17 protein-coding genes are annotated in these 16989 nt (G+C 39.7%); 9 read left to right on the forward strand and 8 right to left on the reverse strand.

All coding sequences use genetic code 11. The features are described from left to right. Nucleotides 1–19: 19 nt before the first annotated feature. Complete coding sequence (locus tag IAG46_RS12610; RefSeq protein WP_190810702.1) at nucleotides 20–718, reverse strand: SIMPL domain-containing protein; 699 nt, start codon at nucleotides 716–718, stop codon at nucleotides 20–22. Between the two features lie 95 nt (nucleotides 719–813). Here IAG46_RS12610 and IAG46_RS12615 point away from each other — a divergent pair, with 95 nt between their 5' ends. Further along, a complete protein-coding gene (locus IAG46_RS12615) occupies nucleotides 814–1950 on the forward strand; it encodes a glycerate kinase (protein ID WP_190810703.1) in 1137 nt (378 codons plus the stop codon). 13 nt (nucleotides 1951–1963) lie between these two features. Here IAG46_RS12615 and IAG46_RS12620 read toward each other — a convergent pair whose 3' ends face one another. The 4 genes from IAG46_RS12620 to IAG46_RS12635 are packed head-to-tail and all read right to left on the reverse strand — an operon-like array spanning nucleotide 1964 to nucleotide 4386. Then, the gene (locus IAG46_RS12620; protein ID WP_223826675.1) at nucleotides 1964–2563 is read right to left on the reverse strand and encodes a GNAT family N-acetyltransferase; all 600 of its coding nucleotides are present in this window, start codon (nucleotides 2561–2563) and stop codon (nucleotides 1964–1966) included. A 1-nt stretch (nucleotide 2564) separates the two neighbouring features. Then, the gene (locus tag IAG46_RS12625; RefSeq protein WP_368668182.1) at nucleotides 2565–2903 is read right to left on the reverse strand and encodes an Ada metal-binding domain-containing protein; all 339 of its coding nucleotides are present in this window, start codon (nucleotides 2901–2903) and stop codon (nucleotides 2565–2567) included. After that, nucleotides 2833–3546 carry a 2OG-Fe(II) oxygenase gene (locus IAG46_RS12630; protein ID WP_190810705.1) on the reverse strand — a complete coding sequence of 238 codons (714 nt, stop codon included), beginning with the start codon at nucleotides 3544–3546 and terminating at the stop codon, nucleotides 2833–2835. Before IAG46_RS12630 ends, IAG46_RS12625 begins: the two co-directional genes overlap by 71 nt. After that, nucleotides 3547–4386, reverse strand: a complete 840-nt coding sequence (locus IAG46_RS12635) for a methylated-DNA--[protein]-cysteine S-methyltransferase (protein WP_190810706.1) — start codon at nucleotides 4384–4386, stop codon at nucleotides 3547–3549. A gap of 118 nt (nucleotides 4387–4504) precedes the next feature. On the opposite strand from IAG46_RS12635, the gene IAG46_RS12640 reads away from it, so the two are divergent. The 5 genes from IAG46_RS12640 (at nucleotide 4505) to IAG46_RS12660 (ending at nucleotide 9989) form a co-directional block, all read left to right on the forward strand. Next, the gene (locus IAG46_RS12640) at nucleotides 4505–5260 is read left to right on the forward strand and encodes a LytTR family DNA-binding domain-containing protein (RefSeq protein ID WP_190810707.1); all 756 of its coding nucleotides are present in this window, start codon (nucleotides 4505–4507) and stop codon (nucleotides 5258–5260) included. A gap of 127 nt (nucleotides 5261–5387) precedes the next feature. Continuing rightward, nucleotides 5388–5852, forward strand: coding sequence for a (2Fe-2S)-binding protein (locus tag IAG46_RS12645; protein WP_190810708.1), 465 nt, complete (start codon nucleotides 5388–5390; stop codon nucleotides 5850–5852). Beyond that, a complete protein-coding gene (locus IAG46_RS12650; RefSeq protein ID WP_190810709.1) occupies nucleotides 5852–7345 on the forward strand; it encodes a CRTAC1 family protein in 1494 nt (497 codons plus the stop codon). Before IAG46_RS12645 ends, IAG46_RS12650 begins: the two co-directional genes overlap by 1 nt. Beyond that, on the forward strand, nucleotides 7342–9537 hold the full coding sequence (locus IAG46_RS12655; RefSeq protein WP_190810710.1) for a xanthine dehydrogenase family protein molybdopterin-binding subunit: 2196 nt from the start codon (nucleotides 7342–7344) through the stop codon (nucleotides 9535–9537). Before IAG46_RS12650 ends, IAG46_RS12655 begins: the two co-directional genes overlap by 4 nt. Nucleotides 9538–9587: 50 nt before the next feature. Beyond that, entirely contained in the window at nucleotides 9588–9989 is a 402-nt protein-coding gene (locus IAG46_RS12660) for a PH domain-containing protein (RefSeq protein ID WP_190810711.1), read from the forward strand. A gap of 120 nt (nucleotides 9990–10109) precedes the next feature. Here the strand turns inward: IAG46_RS12660 and IAG46_RS12665 are convergent, their stop codons facing one another. Continuing rightward, entirely contained in the window at nucleotides 10110–10628 is a 519-nt protein-coding gene (locus IAG46_RS12665; protein WP_190810712.1) for a hypothetical protein, read from the reverse strand. A 224-nt stretch (nucleotides 10629–10852) separates the two neighbouring features. Here IAG46_RS12665 and IAG46_RS12670 point away from each other — a divergent pair, with 224 nt between their 5' ends. The 3 genes from IAG46_RS12670 to IAG46_RS12680 all read left to right on the forward strand — a co-directional run bounded on the left by IAG46_RS12670 (nucleotide 10853) and on the right by IAG46_RS12680 (nucleotide 15272). Further along, entirely contained in the window at nucleotides 10853–13996 is a 3144-nt protein-coding gene (locus IAG46_RS12670) for a response regulator (protein WP_190810713.1), read from the forward strand. A gap of 380 nt (nucleotides 13997–14376) precedes the next feature. Continuing rightward, a complete protein-coding gene (locus IAG46_RS12675) occupies nucleotides 14377–14709 on the forward strand; it encodes a single-stranded DNA-binding protein (protein ID WP_190810714.1) in 333 nt (110 codons plus the stop codon). 140 nt (nucleotides 14710–14849) lie between these two features. Beyond that, nucleotides 14850–15272, forward strand: coding sequence for a hypothetical protein (locus IAG46_RS12680; protein ID WP_190810715.1), 423 nt, complete (start codon nucleotides 14850–14852; stop codon nucleotides 15270–15272). 253 nt (nucleotides 15273–15525) lie between these two features. Here the strand turns inward: IAG46_RS12680 and IAG46_RS12685 are convergent, their stop codons facing one another. Together IAG46_RS12685 and IAG46_RS12690 are read right to left on the reverse strand one after the other, a co-directional pair. Continuing rightward, nucleotides 15526–16047: a ferritin gene (locus IAG46_RS12685; RefSeq protein ID WP_190810716.1), complete on the reverse strand. Its 522-nt coding sequence runs from the start codon at nucleotides 16045–16047 to the stop codon at nucleotides 15526–15528. Between the two features lie 69 nt (nucleotides 16048–16116). Beyond that, a complete protein-coding gene (locus IAG46_RS12690; protein WP_190810717.1) occupies nucleotides 16117–16953 on the reverse strand; it encodes a phosphatase PAP2 family protein in 837 nt (278 codons plus the stop codon). Between the last annotated feature and the right edge of the window lie 36 nt (nucleotides 16954–16989).

Below are 16989 nucleotides of genomic sequence, written 5' to 3' on the forward strand. Positions count from 1 at the left end.
AAAGACGAACAAGGAAGGCTTATTTGGACAATTCAAATTTTATGTTGACAGAAGTCTCCACCTTTATTTTCTCAAAATCAATATCCAAAGGTTCAGCCTGGCCTGAATCCATGGAAATTGCTTTCATCTCCATTCTGGGAGCTTGATTATATCTTGGATAATACGGTGTCGATGTGTCCAAAATATGAATCGCGGCACCCACTTTTTGCCCAAGGGGAGCTGTTAAGGCTTCTGCCTTTTTCTTCGCCTTTTTAACGGCCTTGGATTTGAGTTCCAACTCAAGTTCATCCATTTTGGAATATTCAGTTTTCTCAAGATAGGTGTTGGCAATATCCAATTTTTCTAGAGCGACCATTACTTCACCGGCTTTTTTTCCTGAATAGACCAAAAGGGAATATTGCTTGCTTTTAAGCACGGCTTTTTGCCTTAGGAAATACTTTTTAAAGTTACTGCTCAGGTCTTTAATGACCAATTGTTTGTCCAAATCGATGCCCAACATACGCAGACTTTGTGCCATCTTGTTTTCTTGTTCCTCAACGGACTTTCTACCCTTCGAATCTTTTTCCTGAATGGTTATGTTCAAATAGATTTTATCCGGTGTGACCAAAGTATCCACTCGGGCCGATGTTTCTAAATAGGGGATGTCTAAAAAGTTTTTGGTTTGTGCAGAAGCCATAACTAAGCTGAAAAATATTAAAATGGTTACTGTTTTTTTCATGATATGAAATTTATTTAAAGGTAATTACTTTGAGAGTGGAAGCAAAACGCATGCCGTTTTAAAATGGATAAAAAAGAAATCTTACATTTAGAAGTATGAAGTTTATTTTGGCTCCAGACAAATATAAAGGGTCATTGACCGGACAGCAATTTTGCGATGTGGTTGAAAAGGGAATGCGAAGGGTGTTTCCAAATTCCGACATCATACATATGCCCTTGGCAGATGGAGGAGATGGGACCACGGATGTGGTACAGCATTATTTGCAAGCTTCCAAGGTCGAAGTGATGGTGAAAGACCCTCTTTTTAGAGATATCGAATCCGGCTACCTCTTCTCAAAAGAAAAAAGAATTGCATTTATTGAAATGTCGGAAGCCTCTGGATATAAGCTCTTGACTAAAAGTGAACTTAATTGTATGAAAACAACTTCGTTAGGGATGGGTCAACTAATTGCCCATGCCATAGAACAAGGTGCCGGGGAAATTGTTTTGGGTATTGGCGGAAGTGCAACTAATGATGCCGGAATGGGTATGGCATCAGCCTTAGGGTACCGATTTTTAGATTTAAAAGGAAACCAACTTTCCCCTATAGGGGAAAAGCTTATTGAAGTGGTCAAAATTGATGCTTCAAATGTGCTTCCTGAGCTTAATAATGTTCAAATCAAAGTGGCTTGTGACGTGAACAATCCGTTATTTGGAGAACAGGGAGCGGCTTATGTGTATGCCCCACAAAAAGGAGCTTCACCCGTGGATGTTGAATTCTTGGATGAAGGACTTCAGCATTTTGCTGCGGTTGTCCACAAAGAGTTTGGGATTGATGCGCAAGAAATCCCTGGAGCGGGAGCTGCGGGTGGAATGGGTGCTGGGACCAAGGTCTTTTTGAATGCAGAATTGACATCCGGGATAGACTTGATAAAGGAAATGGCAGATTTTGATAAAGATATTGATGGTGCAGATTGGATTATTACCGGAGAAGGACAACTGGATGGCCAAACGCTCTCTGGAAAAACAATAGATGGAGTGGTGCAATCTGCCAAAACAAAGAACATTCCAGTAGCGGCGCTATGTGGTTCGGTAGCGGTGTCAATAGATGAGCTGGAAGCGATGGGACTGAATTATGTAACTTCCATTATCAATGGAATTGGAACTTTGGATGATGCTAAAAGAAGGAGTTCCGAAAATTTGGAACAGGCCAGTTATAATTTTGCCAGATTTCTACAACAAGCACAAAAGTAACTGCTTAAAAATCTTAGGAATAGGACTTTTTCATTTTAAAATCAAGTGACTTTTTCACTGCGGGCCATTCCGTATCCAAGATGGAGAACACAACGGTATCCCTAAGAAGTCCATTATGGTCAATTTTATGATTTCGAAGAATGCCTTCTTGTTTGGCTCCCAATCTTAAGATGGCATTCCTTGATGGATGGTTATGAAAGTGTGTTCTGAATTCTACAGCTATAGTGTTCAGAGTCTCAAAGGCATGGGTAAGCAACAGCTGTTTGCACTCTGTGTTGATACCCGTTCGTTGCGTTCGTTTGGCATACCAAGTTGCTCCAATTTCCACACGTCTATTTTGGGAATCTGCATTTAGGTATCTTGTGGTTCCGATAACTTTTTCGGTGGCCTTTTCAACCACAACAAAAGGAAGGGATAAACCTGCTTTTTGCTCATTTAAGACCGTTTGAACATAGGATTCAACAGTTTTTACCGAAGGCACCGAAGTATACCATAATTCCCAAAGATTTCCATCAGAAGCAGCCTCAAGCAAAGCGGAAGTATGGAAGGTGGCCAAAGGGACTAGTTTGACCAAGTTTCCCTCCAGTTCAATGGGATTTAACCAAGTTTGCATGCTAATTGATTTTAATCCCAAATATAACTTTATTGTTTTTCCAAACTGTATATTTTGTTCGGATACAATGTCCGCAAGGACGGTAACCTTCCGCTATAGCCTCCTCTTCTGAGGTGAAGAAAACACGATTGATTTCTTTCATGCGCTTTCCTGATTTGCACTGCAACAACCCGTATATTTTTAATTTCTTATTTCCAGCCCATTGTATTTTTTGATGTTTTAGCGCTTGGAAAAGCTCCGAAGGGGTTAACTCTTGATGTGAAATCATGTTAGGCGGAAGCGTCATGAAAAATGATTCCCAGAGTATAACGTTCTCCTGAAAGCACTTTGCTGACCCCATGCTTCATCGCAACCCTATAATGCCCTTTTTTGCCGAGAATGGGCCTATGATTGGTAGTAAACAACAACATAGATCCTTTTTTTGGACGTAGTACAATAGCTTGGGATTGCGCTCGGGGGATTTGTTGGGTCATTACAAACTCACCACCCGTATAATCTTTTTCAACCTCGTTTAAGAACAGCACTGCCTGCATGGGAAAATAGACGTCACCATAAAGATCTTGGTGAAGTGTGTTAAAACCTCCCTTTTCGTATTTTAATATGAGAGGAGTAGCCAAAACCTGGCCATGATTGGCACATTTGGCATGAAGCTCGGAAAGGTTTTTAGGAAAAATGACGTCATTTTTTAAATTGTGCATCCACTGATTCGCTATAGGAACCAGCTTTGGATAGATAAGTTTTCGTAGTCCACTTAGTACATCTGGCAAAGGATATTTGAAGTATTTGTATTTCCCTTTGCCAAAACGGTAGCGCTCCATATCAACAACTTTACGATACAGTTTGTGGTTTTCAAAACCTTTTATAAGTTCCATGCAGTATTGGTCATCCAATACATTTTCAATGATGGCATAACCTTGCTCATTCAATTCTTGGGTGATTTTTTCCCAAGGAATTGTCGCTAGCTTTTCTTTAAAAATTTCCATTTAATGTACCTGTGCAGCTTCCCATCCGATAATAGCAGTTTTACGATTGCTATCCCATCTATACCCTCCAAAATTCCCTGAAGATTGAATCACCCTGTGACATGGGATAAGGTAGGCAACCGGATTACTTCCAATTGCGGTACCCACTGCCCGTGAAGCTTTAGGTCTTTCAATCATTTTGGCAATTTTTCCATAGGTGGATAACTGGCCTTTAGGAATTTTAAGCAACGATTCCCAAACCTTCAACTGAAAATCGGTTCCTTTTAGATGTAGTTTTATCTCTGAAATTTGACTCCAATCATTGGCAAAAACCATAAGCGCATTTACCTGTGTCTGATCTACTCTTTGATGATATGTTGCCTCTGGAAATTGGGTTTTAAGCTCATAAAGCCCCTTTTCCTCATCATTTGTGAAAGCGACATAACATAGTCCTTTTTCGGTGGATGCGATAACTACCAATCCAAAAGGACTTTGCGCATAACTATAGTTGATGTTTAGGTTTTCACCGCCATTTTTATATTCTCCTGGGGTCATTCCCTCAATGGAAATAAAGAGGTCGTGCAATCTGCTGGTTCCCGAAAGTCCGGTGTCCATAGCGGCATCAAAAAGTGTGGTTTTATTTTCATCCAGTACCTTTTTGGCATGTTGTACACTGGTATATTGTAAAAACTTTTTAGGACTGATGCCCGCCCATTCTTTGAACATACGCTGAAAATGGTATGGACTCAAATGTACCTTTTCGGCAATTTCATCCAAAGTTGGTTGCTCCCTAAAATTGGTATTGATATGAGCAATGGCTTTTGCTATTCGATTGTAGTTAATGTGTTCTTGACTTTCCATAATGCAAATTTGTTTTCCAAAAGTAATGTCAAAGTCCTTCCTTCAAAACCCGATTCTTGCTATCTTGACGGCAATCATGAAAAGTAGCGAATGAAACCCATTGTAGCACTAAAATAACATGAAGACGAAGAACTTTCTGATTCTGATAACCACAATTTCCATGGTTTTGGGAATATTGATCTATTGGCGAGAGTATGCTACCCGAGACCAAGTTACCCTCATTCATGTTCTATTATGGCAATTGCTCATCTGGTTGCCATGGATTTTAATTTTTTTGGCATTCAAAATACTTATTGAAAAGCTTAGACGAATTACCTATGGAAGAGCTCTGATTATCGGAATTGGGTTTGCTTGGGTCGCTATGCACTTTGGTTGGTTTTTTAACCTCAGTTCAACCATTAGCCCTTACTTGGACTTGACAGGATCCAAATATGGTGTATATCGATACTTTTTTGTGTTTTGGACGTTGATTGATTTTGGAATATTATGGTTTGTAATTGACAAACTTTGGTGGAAAAAAGATGCTAAAATCGAAGCTCCGGTACTTTTCGAACTGACCAGGGGTGGTAAAAAACACTTTTGTGAACCAGCACAGATTCATTGGTTGGCCGCAGAAAATTACTATACCAAATTGTTTACAACAGAGGGTGTTTTTCTAATGCGAAAACCCTTGAAATCATTCTACGATGTACTTCCAGCCGAAACCTTCAAAAAAATCCATCGATCTACCATTATCAATGTGGACTTCGTATCCGAGCTTGCAAGAGGAACCGGAAGTACTCTTGAGGTCATTATGAAAGACGGCACGAAACGGAGAGTGAGCAAAAGTTTTATCAAAGACATCACGCACTTTTTTAAGGATAGAACGTATTAAGTCAATTCGCTGACAAAAATAGGTCAGTTTACTGCAAAACCCATTTTTCTTCTACCGTTTGGGGTAAGTTTAAGTGTTGGAATAATCCATCAAATTCTTCAGTCAAAATCAAAAAACGAAAAATAGTATGCCATCGTATGCGCTAAATATAAATTTTGAAAGAAAAGAGGTAATTGCTGATTCTGATACTCCTTTGCTATGGGTACTTCGTGATGTTTTAGAGCTCACAGGGACAAAGTATGGTTGTGGACAAGGGCTATGCGGAGCTTGTACGGTACTGCACAATGGTAATCCAATACGGTCTTGTTCGCTTACAGTTGAGTCGGCAACAAAAGGAGAAATTACCACCATTGAAGGAATTTCAGAAAATAGCGACCACCCTATTCAAATGGCTTGGATGGAGATGGACGTGCCGCAATGTGGCTACTGTCAATCTGGACAGATCATGAGTACCTATTCACTACTTTCCAAAAATACTAACCCTTCTGATGAGGACATAAACACTGCACTTTCGGGAAATATTTGCAGATGTGGCACCTATGGACGAGTCAAGAAGGCGGTAAAATTGGCATCAAACAAAATGAACAAATAATGCGTGTAGCTATCTTCCTTTTGTTCATTTGCTGTGTCCCTGGAGTATTTGCCCAGGACTTTTCCTTCAAAAAATTGGATTTAGAGGGCCAGCCTCAAGGTTCTAGAGGTGTGTCTATTGCAGATTTGGATGCAGATGGTTTGCTTGACATTGTTGTGGCCAATCAGGTAGATTCTACCTTAATGTTGGGAAATACGATCCTATTCAATAATGGAAACAAGTTTGGAAGAATTCCAATTGCTGAAAACAAAGTCCAGGCCTGGAGTGAATCTGTTCATACGATTGATGTAGACAATGACCGTGATTTGGATATTTTTTTCACCACCCAATTTGGTGTTCCCAACCTGCTTTATGAAAATAATGGAGAAGGCAACTTTTCAGCTTCAAATGCAGGAGATTTGACAAGTGATCTGACCAACTCGCCGGGAGCATGTTGGTGTGATTATGATTTGGATGGGGACATGGATGTTTTTGTGGTAAATAGAGATGGCGAAGACGATAATCTGTATATCAATATGGGTAGCGGAAAGTTTAAAAAAGCTGCTTCTGGACCATGGATAAATAACAATGGAGATGGAAGAGCTTGCTTATGGGGAGATTTAAACGGAGATGGATTCCCTGATCTATATGTAGCGAACTTTGTGGTTAAAAACAATGGAAAATTTACAGGCAAACACCGAAACTATCTGTATTGGAATTCACCCAAAGGGGAATTTATAGAGCAGACAGAAGGGGATTTGGTAGAAGAACTGAATGCTTCTTATGGAGTTTCTTTTGTGGACTATGATTCTGATATGGATTTAGATATGTATGTTACAAATGTCTCAATCTCTGATGAAAATGCATTGTATCAAAATTCAGGTTCAGGAGTTTTCAAAAAAATTACGGAAAATGGGATTACTTATGAGGTAAGAAGACCATCAAAAGGACAAACATGGGGCGATTTTAATAATGACGGTCGCCAAGATCTTTATGTTGCCAACGGAACTGAGGGTTATCCTGAAATTCAAAATTTCCTTTTTGCAGGCCATCCCGATCATGCATTTAAAAGAATGTACAATTCACTGCCGGCAATTGAGGGGCACATTTCCGCAGGTACGGCTTCGGGGGATTTAAACCGGGATGGATATCTGGATCTATATGTGTGCAATTGGGGAGGAGAGGCCGAACCCAACGACTGCTACATCAATCAAAAACAAGGAGATAATTGGGTCGTTTTTCAACTCTCCGCAATAGCATCAAACAGTTACGGAATAGGTAGTTGGGTGAAACTAACTGCTTCAAACGGTACCGTTCAAACAAGATATCTGGTTAGAGAAACGGGTTACGGTAGTGAAAATGCACCGGAAATCCACTTTGGATTGGCGTCTCAGGAAATTGCCAAGGTTGAATTCATATGGCCCAATGGCACAAAACAAAAAGCGACAAATCTAGTCAGCAACCAAATCTATAAGGTGATTGAAGGCAAGGAAATAAAACAAGTAGGAAAATGAAAAACACACTTGGAAGAAGAAATTTTATCAAACTAACAGCATCCGCAAGTGGTGCTCTTGTGATTGGGGTGCATTTTCAATCGTGCGTGACTGGAAAGACACCAGCAAAAAACTTCGAATTTTTACCGCTTGTAACCATTGATACGGAAGGAGAGGTGACACTAATCGCTAAAAATCCTGAAATAGGCCAAGGTGTCAAAACATCTTTACCAATGATTTTGGCGGAAGAATTGGGAGCCGATTGGAAAAAAGTGAAGGTCATCCAAGGAGATTTCAATGAAAAATATGATGAGCAATGGGCAGGAGGCAGCTATGCTGTAATCTTGAATTGGGATTTAATGCGAACCGCAGGGGCCCAGGTCAGATTTGCCCTTATTACGGTGGCATCCCAAAAGCTAAAACTTCCGGCAGCGGAATTAATCAGCAAAAATGGATCTGTTGTTCACCAAGCCTCGGGTAAATCCATTCCTTTTGGGGATTTGGTGAAAGAAGCTGCACAAATACCATTGCCCGATGAAATCGAATTCAAACCAAGTGATTCATATACTATAGTTGGTCAGCCCATTCCTCAAGTCGATTTGGATAAGATGGTCTCCGGAAAAATGGAATACGGCATCGATATTAAGCGACCAGGAATGGTATATGCCACAGTTCGAAAGAATCCGGTATTCGATGGTGGCATCTCTGAGTTTGATTCCACAGTAGCAAAAGCCATGGAAGGTGTAATTGAGGTACTTGAACTAGATAATAAAAAATATGGAGGTAGACTCATAGGACCCAATAGCCCAAACTTTGTAAATGGCGTGGCGGTCATTGCCAATTCAACTTGGGCCGCATTTAAGGGTGCGGAAAAACTAAAGGTAGTATGGAATAATACGGAATCACGAAAGGAAAACACCGATGAAATATTTGACCGTTTCCATGCCCAGCTCTCCAATACTTCCATAGAAAGGGAAGACGGCAATTTTGCCTTGGCCAAAAGGGAGGCTGCTTCCACCTTAGAAAAGGTATACGAAGTTCCTTTTTTGGCACATGCAACCATGGAGCCCATGAATTGTACTGTGGATTTTGGTGATGAGGTCTGTGAAGTCTGGGCACCGACACAAAACCCAGAAGCTTTACAAGAAGGCTTGATTAAACTATTTGACTTAAAGCCGGAACAGATAAAAATTCATTTGCCTAGGGCAGGAGGAGCATTCGGAAGAAGATATTATGTGGATTATGCCATGGATGCAGCAATCTTGTCCAAGGAAATGGGAAAGCCAGTTAAATTGACTTGGACCAGGGAAGAAGACACAAAACATGATTGGTATCGACCTGGGAGTGTTCAAAAATTGACTGCTACACTGGATAAGGATGGAATGGTTACAGGATGGCAACATATTTTGGCCAATGCCTCACGGAAAACATCCTTAGGTCGTGAAGGGAGACCAGCAGGGACCGAAATTGATGAATATGAGTTTCCGGCAGGATTCGTTCCAAATCTACAATTTGAATATGGACATGTCTTAAGCGATGTGCCCTTGGGGCAATGGCGGGCTGTAGCACCTGGGGCAAATGCATTTCCCATCCAAAGCTTTTTGGATGAGATGGCATTTAAAAACAATATGGATCCTATAGACTACTTCCTGAAATTTATAGGTCCAGCTCGAATGGTACCGGTGGTTGGCGAGTATGAATTTGATAACGCAAGATTCATTCAAGTAATTGAAAAGGTCAGAAAGAATAGCGACTGGGACACCTCACTGCCCGAAGGGCAGGGTAGAGGTTTTGCTGCTCGTAAAATGTCAGGATCTTTTATTGCTGAAGTGGTAACGGTGGATGTATTGGAAAACAACAAGGTAAATATTCTTAAGGTAGATGTAGTAGTGGATTGTGGAATTGTGGTGAATCCATCCGGTGCCAAAGCGCAGGTTGAAGGAGCTATTTTAGAAGGATTCTGCGCTGCACTTTATGGAGAAATCACATTTAAAGATGGAGCTACCGAGCAATCCAATTTTCATAATTATAGGTGGATGCGGATGAATGAAACCCCTGAAATACATATTGAGTTTATTAAAAATGACCTACCACCACGTGGATTGGGAGAGCCACCTTTACCTCCGGCAATACCTGCACTGACCAATGCCATTTTTGCCGCTACAGGAAAGCGGATACGAAAATTACCCATAGTCAGCAATTTTGATACTTGATTAAATGAATCGATTCGTTTTGGATTATCTTTAGGAAAACGTTGACTCGGATGAAGAGATATCCTTCAAAGATTAGCTATGGGTTGCTGTTATTTGTTCTTGCCGTAATTATTGGCACCACTATTCCAATAATTTCGCAGGGTAATTTACTTGGTTTAGGTATTAATCTATTTACCTTGATATTCGTGCTTTATGTGTTTTTCTCGATTTACTATGTAATCGAAGGGAATAACTTGGTAATAAGAGTAGGGGTTTTATTCAAATGGAAGATTGAAATATCCACCATAAAAATAGTGGCCAAAAGTAATAGTTGGATCAGTTCTCCCGCAGCATCCCTAGATCGACTTAATATTATCTACAATAAGCATAGTAGTATTTTGGTTTCACCAAAAGACAAAGAGGGCTTTATAAAAGAACTTATTAGAATTAATCCGCAGATAGAGGAGCTATAAATAAACATCAAGCTTTGGATGTAGGACTAGATATTGCCAATCCATGGGCAGATACTACCATATGGAATAAACGGACATTATTTTTGGTTGAATTGAATCAACGATTTATGAAAACCGGTTTCAACTCCTAACCAAAGCTAGGCTTATTTCCGCTGGATCCGGGGTGCCATTGTCGTCAAAATCAAATTCTGCCGGTCCATCAAGAGTTAAGTTATTTGTTCCGTTGAATGTTATTCGAAAAAATTCATAATCATCAGCGGCATCCCCATCAAACCGTACCACCAAAAGATCCTCATCAAAACATAAATCTCCAGAAAAACGGGTGTTAGATCCATCAGATTCTGCAATGTTAAGGGTAAACCTACCATTGGATTGGATTGATAGTGTAACTGTACCACCTTCGGCCACAACGTCGACCACCTGAATTGGTTCTGTAGAAATGTTGAAAAAACTTGCTTCGGTTGCTGTCCAGTTCCCAGAAATTTCGGAAACGGAAAAATTTGTACCCTGTAAGGAACAATCTGGGCCTTCATCGTCAGTGCTGCAAGACACCAAGGAACAACCAACCCATAGAAGGGATAGCAAGTGGTAGAGAAATCTTCGTTTTTTAATCATCGGAAAATAGCTTATACGTTTCATATTATTGGATTTTATGGGTTATTGGAAAATGTTAGGCTATCTATGGAAATTACTATGATTAAAAGTACCGCATGACCCCCCTATACTTTGCTACCCATGTTTCAATCTTTAATACTTAGGTTGCGCCTATCCATCTCAGTACCAATGAAATCAATGTTAATTCTTGAGATAAGACAGATATTACCATTATCTTAGTAGAAGCACCGGTAACCCATCTAACCCATATGAGAAAGCTCGTCCTTTTTGGCTTTGTCTGCATTAATTGTTGGGTTACAAGTGCCCAGCTCCGAACACAAATAGATAGTCTTACCCATTTGCTTGAAAACAAGCGCGAGCAAGATACCGTGACAGTTAAGTTGCTCTTGGATATTGCCAATACCTACCGAGGAGTCAATTTGGACACCTCTTATCTATATGCCAAAAAAGCTTTCAACTTGGCCTCTAATATTTCCTATGATTATGGGATGGCCTCTGCCGATAAGATCAAAGGGACCTATTTTCTTTATACAGGCGTAATGGATAGCAGTGTCATGTATTATGAAAATGGACAAAAGCTATTTCGAAAACTGGGAGATTTGGATGGGGTCCATGATATCAACTACAATTTGGGGTTATTGCATTCCTCAATTTCCGAATATGACAAAGCCATTTCATATTACCAAAAAGATTTTGCTTTTAGAAATGAGATTGGGGATACCCTTGGCATAGCAGATGGGTACCTGAACATTGGGGCGGTTTATCTTTATAAAGGGGATAATAAAAAGGCCTATAAAAATCTTACCGCCTCAATCCCATATTTTGAACAGGCAGGTGATCAATTGTCCGTTGCCAAAGTAAACTTCAATCTGGGCACCATTCAGTGGAACTATAGTAATTATGATCTGGCCCTAAAAGATTTCTTTGCATCGCTTACGGTATTTGAAGAGGAAGAAGATCGGTATTTATTGGCCAGCTGTTTTGAAAACATTGCCGGTGTCTATGAAAACATGGAGAACTATAAAAGTGCTCTTAAATATTATCGTGCCTCTTTACACAACAGTGAAGAAGTGGGTGATGCCCGACTTACGGCTTCCAACAACCATAGTTTAGGAGTGGTTATGGACAAATATGGGCAGCGGGATTCTGCCCTGTATTATTTTGATAAGAGCCTTCAACTATCACAAGAAAGCAATTTTAGGGACCTTTCAAGTTTAAATTATCACAGTTTGGGTGTTTTGCATGGCAAGGATAATGCATCAAAAGGGATTGAATTTCTTAATAAAAGCATTTCCTTGAAAAAGGTCATTGAGCTTGACAATTTCAACATAGCTACTTCTTTGTATGAATTGGGGACCATCCAAGCGAACCAAAATCAATTTGCCAACGCCAGAAAAAACTTTGAGGAGGGATGGAAGGTATCTCGACTGACAGATTCTAAAGAAATAAAAAGTAAACTATCGTTTGCCTTGTACAAACTGAACAAGAATATGGGCAACCAAACCCATGCCCTTACCTATTTGGAGGAATATCATCAGCTAAAGGACAGCATTTTTGATGATGAGGCCAATAAAAACTTGGTGGCCAGGGAAATACAGTATGAAACCGCAAAGAAAGATCAGCAAATAGAGTTATTGACAAAGGAGCGGGAGTTAAAACAGGCTGAGGTCGCAGCCCAGGAGGCATTGTTAAAACAAAATACGACCCAAAGAAATCTGTTGTTGGCCGGAATAGTTTCAGTTTTAATAATTTCAATACTTCTTTTTAGAAATTATCTGGTTAAACTGCGAGCTAAGGAAATGGTGAACAAAAAGCAAAGAGAATTTGTGACCCTAAGGTCCCGTTTTTTCGCGAATGTATCACACGAGTTCCGGACTCCGTTGACTTTGATTCTTGGCCCACTAAAGGACTTGCTATCCTCCAATAAAGAAAATCAGGAGCACCAGGAAAGCTATGAACTAATGAAACGGAACAGCGAAAAGTTATTGGGCTTGGTAAACCAGCTGCTGGATCTTGCTAAATTAGAAGCTGGCGCGTTGCCTCTGCAGGTCAGGGAAGATAACCTAAAAACCTTTTTAAAAACAGTAACAGCTTCCTTTAGTTCTTGGGCCGATTATCAAAACATTAAGTTCAATGTGACCATTGCGGACGAAATTAGTAGTGCTTGGTTTGATGGTGATGCGTTGGAGAAAATCCTGAACAATCTATTGGCAAACGCCTTTAAATTCACTTCCAAAAATGGCAGCGTTGATTTTAAGGCCAAATTGATCATCAGAAACAAAACTGAGGGAGAATCCATAAAAATTGCGGTGCAGGATACGGGAAAAGGAATAGCAAGTTCCGACTTGGATAAGGTTTTTGACCGATTTTACCAGGCCGAAGCATCCCAGACCGGAGCTAAAAAAGGAACAGGTATTGGATTGGCATTGGTCAAAGAACTCACAGAATTGCATCACGGAAACATTGCTGTTGAAAGCGAAGAAGCAAAGGGCACAACTTTCACCCTGATTCTTCCCATTTCAGAAGAACAATTCGATGCAAGTGAAATTACACCTGTTGTATCAGAACAGCCATCAACTATAAAGGATTCCATTCCATCTAGGCCTTCCAAGACTTTAAAGGAGGAAGAAACAATTAAAAAAGACTTACCGCTTGTTCTTATCGTTGAAGACAATGACGATGTTAGATCATATGTCATAAAAAATCTGAACAACACTTACAATATTAAGGAGGCCACCAATGGTGTCGAAGGTTTTGATATAGCGCAAAAGGTAGTACCAGATCTTATTATCAGCGATGTTATGATGCCCGATATGGACGGACTTTCGCTTTGCAAAAAGTTAAAAGAGGACGAAAAAACAAGTCATATCCCCGTTATTTTGCTTACTGCTCTGGCCTCTCAGGCTTCAAAGGTGGAAGGAATTGAGACAGGGGCGGACGATTATATTATCAAACCTTTTGATAAGAAAGAACTGATAGCCCGTGTAAAAAACCTAATTGACCAACGACAGCGATTAAGGGAAAAATATAGTCGGCAGCTTACCTTGGAGCCAAAGGTTCTTGCTATTACATCAGTGGATGAGCGCTTTTTGGAGAAAATAGTACGGATTCTGGAACAACGGTTGGATGATTCCTCCTTTGGAGTGGAGGATTTGGCCAAGGAAACAGGAATGAGCCGTACCCAATTGTTCAGAAAGATGAGGGCATTGCTCAATCAATCACCCCAAGATTTTATTCGCGATTTTCGACTTAAAAGAGCGGCTCAATTGTTAGAAAATAAAGCCGGGAATATATCCGAAATTGCCTATCAGGTGGGTTTTAATAACCTCTCCTATTTCACCAAAAGATTTAAGGAGCTGTTTGGCAAAACCCCTTCGGAGTATAGTCTTTAAGGCATCTATATACAAAGTGGGACAAGCCACTTGAAAAAGATTCAAAAGCGGTCTAAGGTAAAATTGTAAAGGAGGATTGTTATTCGGAATCTTCTGTGGAAGCTGATTTATTTCCACTACCATAAATCTCAATAAACTTTGGAGAGATATGTCCAACAAGGGCAAATGCTATGATGTAGAGATATTTCATAATTTAAAGATACGAAAACCCTCCTGAACCAGAAAAGAGCTTATAATTAAAGATTTCAAACATTTACATCCGTTTACAAACGAAAACAAATGTTTTAATACCGGTTCATGTTTTTTACCGCTACTATGTTTGCCCTGTCGGACGAAATTAGTTCGATAGTATTAACTGTTTAATCGTAAAATTAAAAATCATGAATTCGCTAAAAAACAAAGTACAGTTGATTGGAAACTTAGGAAATGACCCTGAAATGGTAACCTTGGAAAATGGCAACAAGTTGGCCAAATTTTCCATCGCAACAAATGAGACCTACAAGAACGCCACAGGTGAAAAGGTGACCGATACCCAATGGCACAACATTGTAGCATGGGGTAAAGTAGCAGAAATTGTTGAGAATTTCTTGGAAAAGGGAAAGGAAGTGGCCATTGAAGGAAAGCTTGTATCACGCTCTTATGAAACCAAAGAAGGTGAAAAAAGGTATATAACCGAAATAAAATGCAATGAGCTATTGATGTTAGGAAAGTAGCACATATGATTTACGGATTATCGATAAAGGGGGTCAATTGACCCCCTTTCTTTTTGATTGTCAATGTTTAACAGTAAATTATAGAAAGATGATGCAACCCTTTGAGGAATTGAATGTCTTATATATGAAGTCAAGACAAGATGAAATTGGTTCGAATACATATCATAGTTTTCGCAAGCTGCTGCGGTATCGGAGTTTCTGCTCAAGATAATCTGCATACCACGCATAGCTTACGCTTTTATGAGACCATGGCACAACGGGACGCCAATTACGAACACTCCTTTCAAATGGCGAATCATCAGGATGAGCAAGATTATTGGATGGACCAGCAGAATTTTGAACGCCATTTGGGAACTGCTGATTTTACATCGTATCTAGTTTATATGAAAGGTAAAAAAGAAGCCTATTTTAACCATTTACAAAGCTGCAACAATATGTGCAGGCATAGTGAACTCTATTTTAAAAAGGCAGGGGAATATCTTTCCTCTTCGGATTTCGATAAATTGTTGGAGCCTGAAACAGGGGAAATGGTCCAAAATATTCCTAGGAAAAAACAAAATTGAAAAAAGAAAACCACCTTAAGGTGGTTTTTTTATGCAACTTTCTTTAAAAGGTCAAAACAAGGACAACGTTTGCAGCGCTTGCTTTCACACTTTTTATATTTTTTACAACATTTCGACTTGCAATTTGAAGGGCAAAGTTCCCTGAGCTGCGACTTGTTGTCTTTCTTTTTTTGCTTCTTTTTCCCCATTGCTCTGAACAGATGGGCCAAAAATAGCTATTTTTAATTAATCTAAATAAAAGATTTAACAAAAATTATTCTCCAGCAGTATCCGAAGCTGCACTTGCCACTATTAATTGCTGTATGTCGCGATCAAAAAGATATAATCCACCTTTGTCGTTACCAATAAGGTTGATTTTATCCAAAACAGTACGGGCCAATGCTTCCTCTTCCAATTGTTCCGCTACATACCATTGTAAAAAGTTGTGCGTGGCATAATCTTTTTCTTCTAAAGTCACATGAACCAATTCATTGATACTTTGCGAAACAAAGATTTCATGATCATACAATTCCTGAAACATCTCTTGAAGCGTTCCGAAATCGGTTTTTGGTGCTTCAAGGTCCGAAACATGAGCATGCCCTCCACGTTCATTTACATATTTGACCAATTTGAGCATATGCATTCGCTCTTCATCCGAATGCCCATACATGAACCCGGCCACTCCTTCCAAACCTTTTACCTCGGCCCAAGAGGCCATAGATAAATATACTTGTGAGGACTGTGCCTCTATTCGAATTTGTTCGTTAAGTGCTTTTTCAAGTTTTTTGGATAGCATGTTCTTGATTTTAGAAGTATAAAATTACGAAATGGGTTTGACTCAAAATAAGATATATTCAATGCATTGCTAAAATCGGACAGCCACACCCATAGTTCCTGGACCAAAACTGAGATTCCAGCTCAGCTTTTTTTGAGTATCATTATATTTTTCATTGTATTTGGAATCGAGATAACGATCTATGGATTCCACAATAAATATGCTGAGAACAGTACTAAACGCGATATCTGAAACCCAATGAAAACGATCTGTGACCCTTGCAAATCCGGGAATCAATCCCACCGTATAAATTCCAGCCTTTACCCATGGATTTTTAAATTGTTTAGCGATTGCATAAGCATTGGTAAAGGCCAACATGGCATGCCCTGATGGGAATGAGTCGTAATTAAGTACTCTTTTAACATGAAAAGGGTCAAATTCATTGGAAGATTCTCCACTTTTAGGTCTAGCCCGGCCGATGAGTCGTTTACTTACTTGTTGTAAAAAACCACCAGCGGTAGCTGAAGCAATCAAAAGCACCCCGGTCCTTCGTAATTTTTCATTTTTGGTAAATAAACCTGCCAGGTAAACTCCGCCGGTAAACATATAATTGTTCTCCGGACTTCCATATTCGTTTCCATAATCCACCAAAAAATCAGGGACATCCTCTCTAAATCCACCCACCCAATGATCCAGCTCATCATCAACAGTAAAAAGTACGGCTGTACCAGCTACCATATAACCTAAATTGGCCCAGTCATTTCCTTGCCAATGAAAAGGGCGACTATAGGCGTGTCCAATCCCCCCAAGAACATTGCCCATGTCGTAGGTGAAATTGTTCCAAAGATTGTCTTTGTTGATATTAAGGTCTTGAGCGTTTGACGGAATTGCAAAAAGCAAGAAAAGGATAATAATAAACGGTTTCATAATGCAGAAGGTTGATCAACTAAAGTTAAAAAATAA

This window comes from Flagellimonas sp. S3867 (genome assembly GCF_014698935.1).
Lineage (GTDB): Bacteria > Bacteroidota > Bacteroidia > Flavobacteriales > Flavobacteriaceae > Flagellimonas.

Coding starts and splice junctions, on each gene's coding strand:
- IAG46_RS12610 (WP_190810702.1), bottom strand. CDS start 718: ATGAAAAAAACAGTAACCATTTTAATATTTTTCAGCTTAGTTATGGCT.
- IAG46_RS12615 (WP_190810703.1), top strand. CDS start 814: ATGAAGTTTATTTTGGCTCCAGACAAATATAAAGGGTCATTGACCGGA.
- IAG46_RS12620 (WP_223826675.1), bottom strand. CDS start 2,563: ATGCAAACTTGGTTAAATCCCATTGAACTGGAGGGAAACTTGGTCAAA.
- IAG46_RS12625 (WP_368668182.1), bottom strand. CDS start 2,903: ATGGGGTCAGCAAAGTGCTTTCAGGAGAACGTTATACTCTGGGAATCA.
- IAG46_RS12630 (WP_190810705.1), bottom strand. CDS start 3,546: ATGGAAATTTTTAAAGAAAAGCTAGCGACAATTCCTTGGGAAAAAATC.
- IAG46_RS12635 (WP_190810706.1), bottom strand. CDS start 4,386: ATGGAAAGTCAAGAACACATTAACTACAATCGAATAGCAAAAGCCATT.
- IAG46_RS12640 (WP_190810707.1), top strand. CDS start 4,505: ATGAAGACGAAGAACTTTCTGATTCTGATAACCACAATTTCCATGGTT.
- IAG46_RS12645 (WP_190810708.1), top strand. CDS start 5,388: ATGCCATCGTATGCGCTAAATATAAATTTTGAAAGAAAAGAGGTAATT.
- IAG46_RS12650 (WP_190810709.1), top strand. CDS start 5,852: ATGCGTGTAGCTATCTTCCTTTTGTTCATTTGCTGTGTCCCTGGAGTA.
- IAG46_RS12655 (WP_190810710.1), top strand. CDS start 7,342: ATGAAAAACACACTTGGAAGAAGAAATTTTATCAAACTAACAGCATCC.
- IAG46_RS12660 (WP_190810711.1), top strand. CDS start 9,588: ATGAAGAGATATCCTTCAAAGATTAGCTATGGGTTGCTGTTATTTGTT.
- IAG46_RS12665 (WP_190810712.1), bottom strand. CDS start 10,628: ATGAAACGTATAAGCTATTTTCCGATGATTAAAAAACGAAGATTTCTC.
- IAG46_RS12670 (WP_190810713.1), top strand. CDS start 10,853: ATGAGAAAGCTCGTCCTTTTTGGCTTTGTCTGCATTAATTGTTGGGTT.
- IAG46_RS12675 (WP_190810714.1), top strand. CDS start 14,377: ATGAATTCGCTAAAAAACAAAGTACAGTTGATTGGAAACTTAGGAAAT.
- IAG46_RS12680 (WP_190810715.1), top strand. CDS start 14,850: ATGAAATTGGTTCGAATACATATCATAGTTTTCGCAAGCTGCTGCGGT.
- IAG46_RS12685 (WP_190810716.1), bottom strand. CDS start 16,047: ATGCTATCCAAAAAACTTGAAAAAGCACTTAACGAACAAATTCGAATA.
- IAG46_RS12690 (WP_190810717.1), bottom strand. CDS start 16,953: ATGAAACCGTTTATTATTATCCTTTTCTTGCTTTTTGCAATTCCGTCA.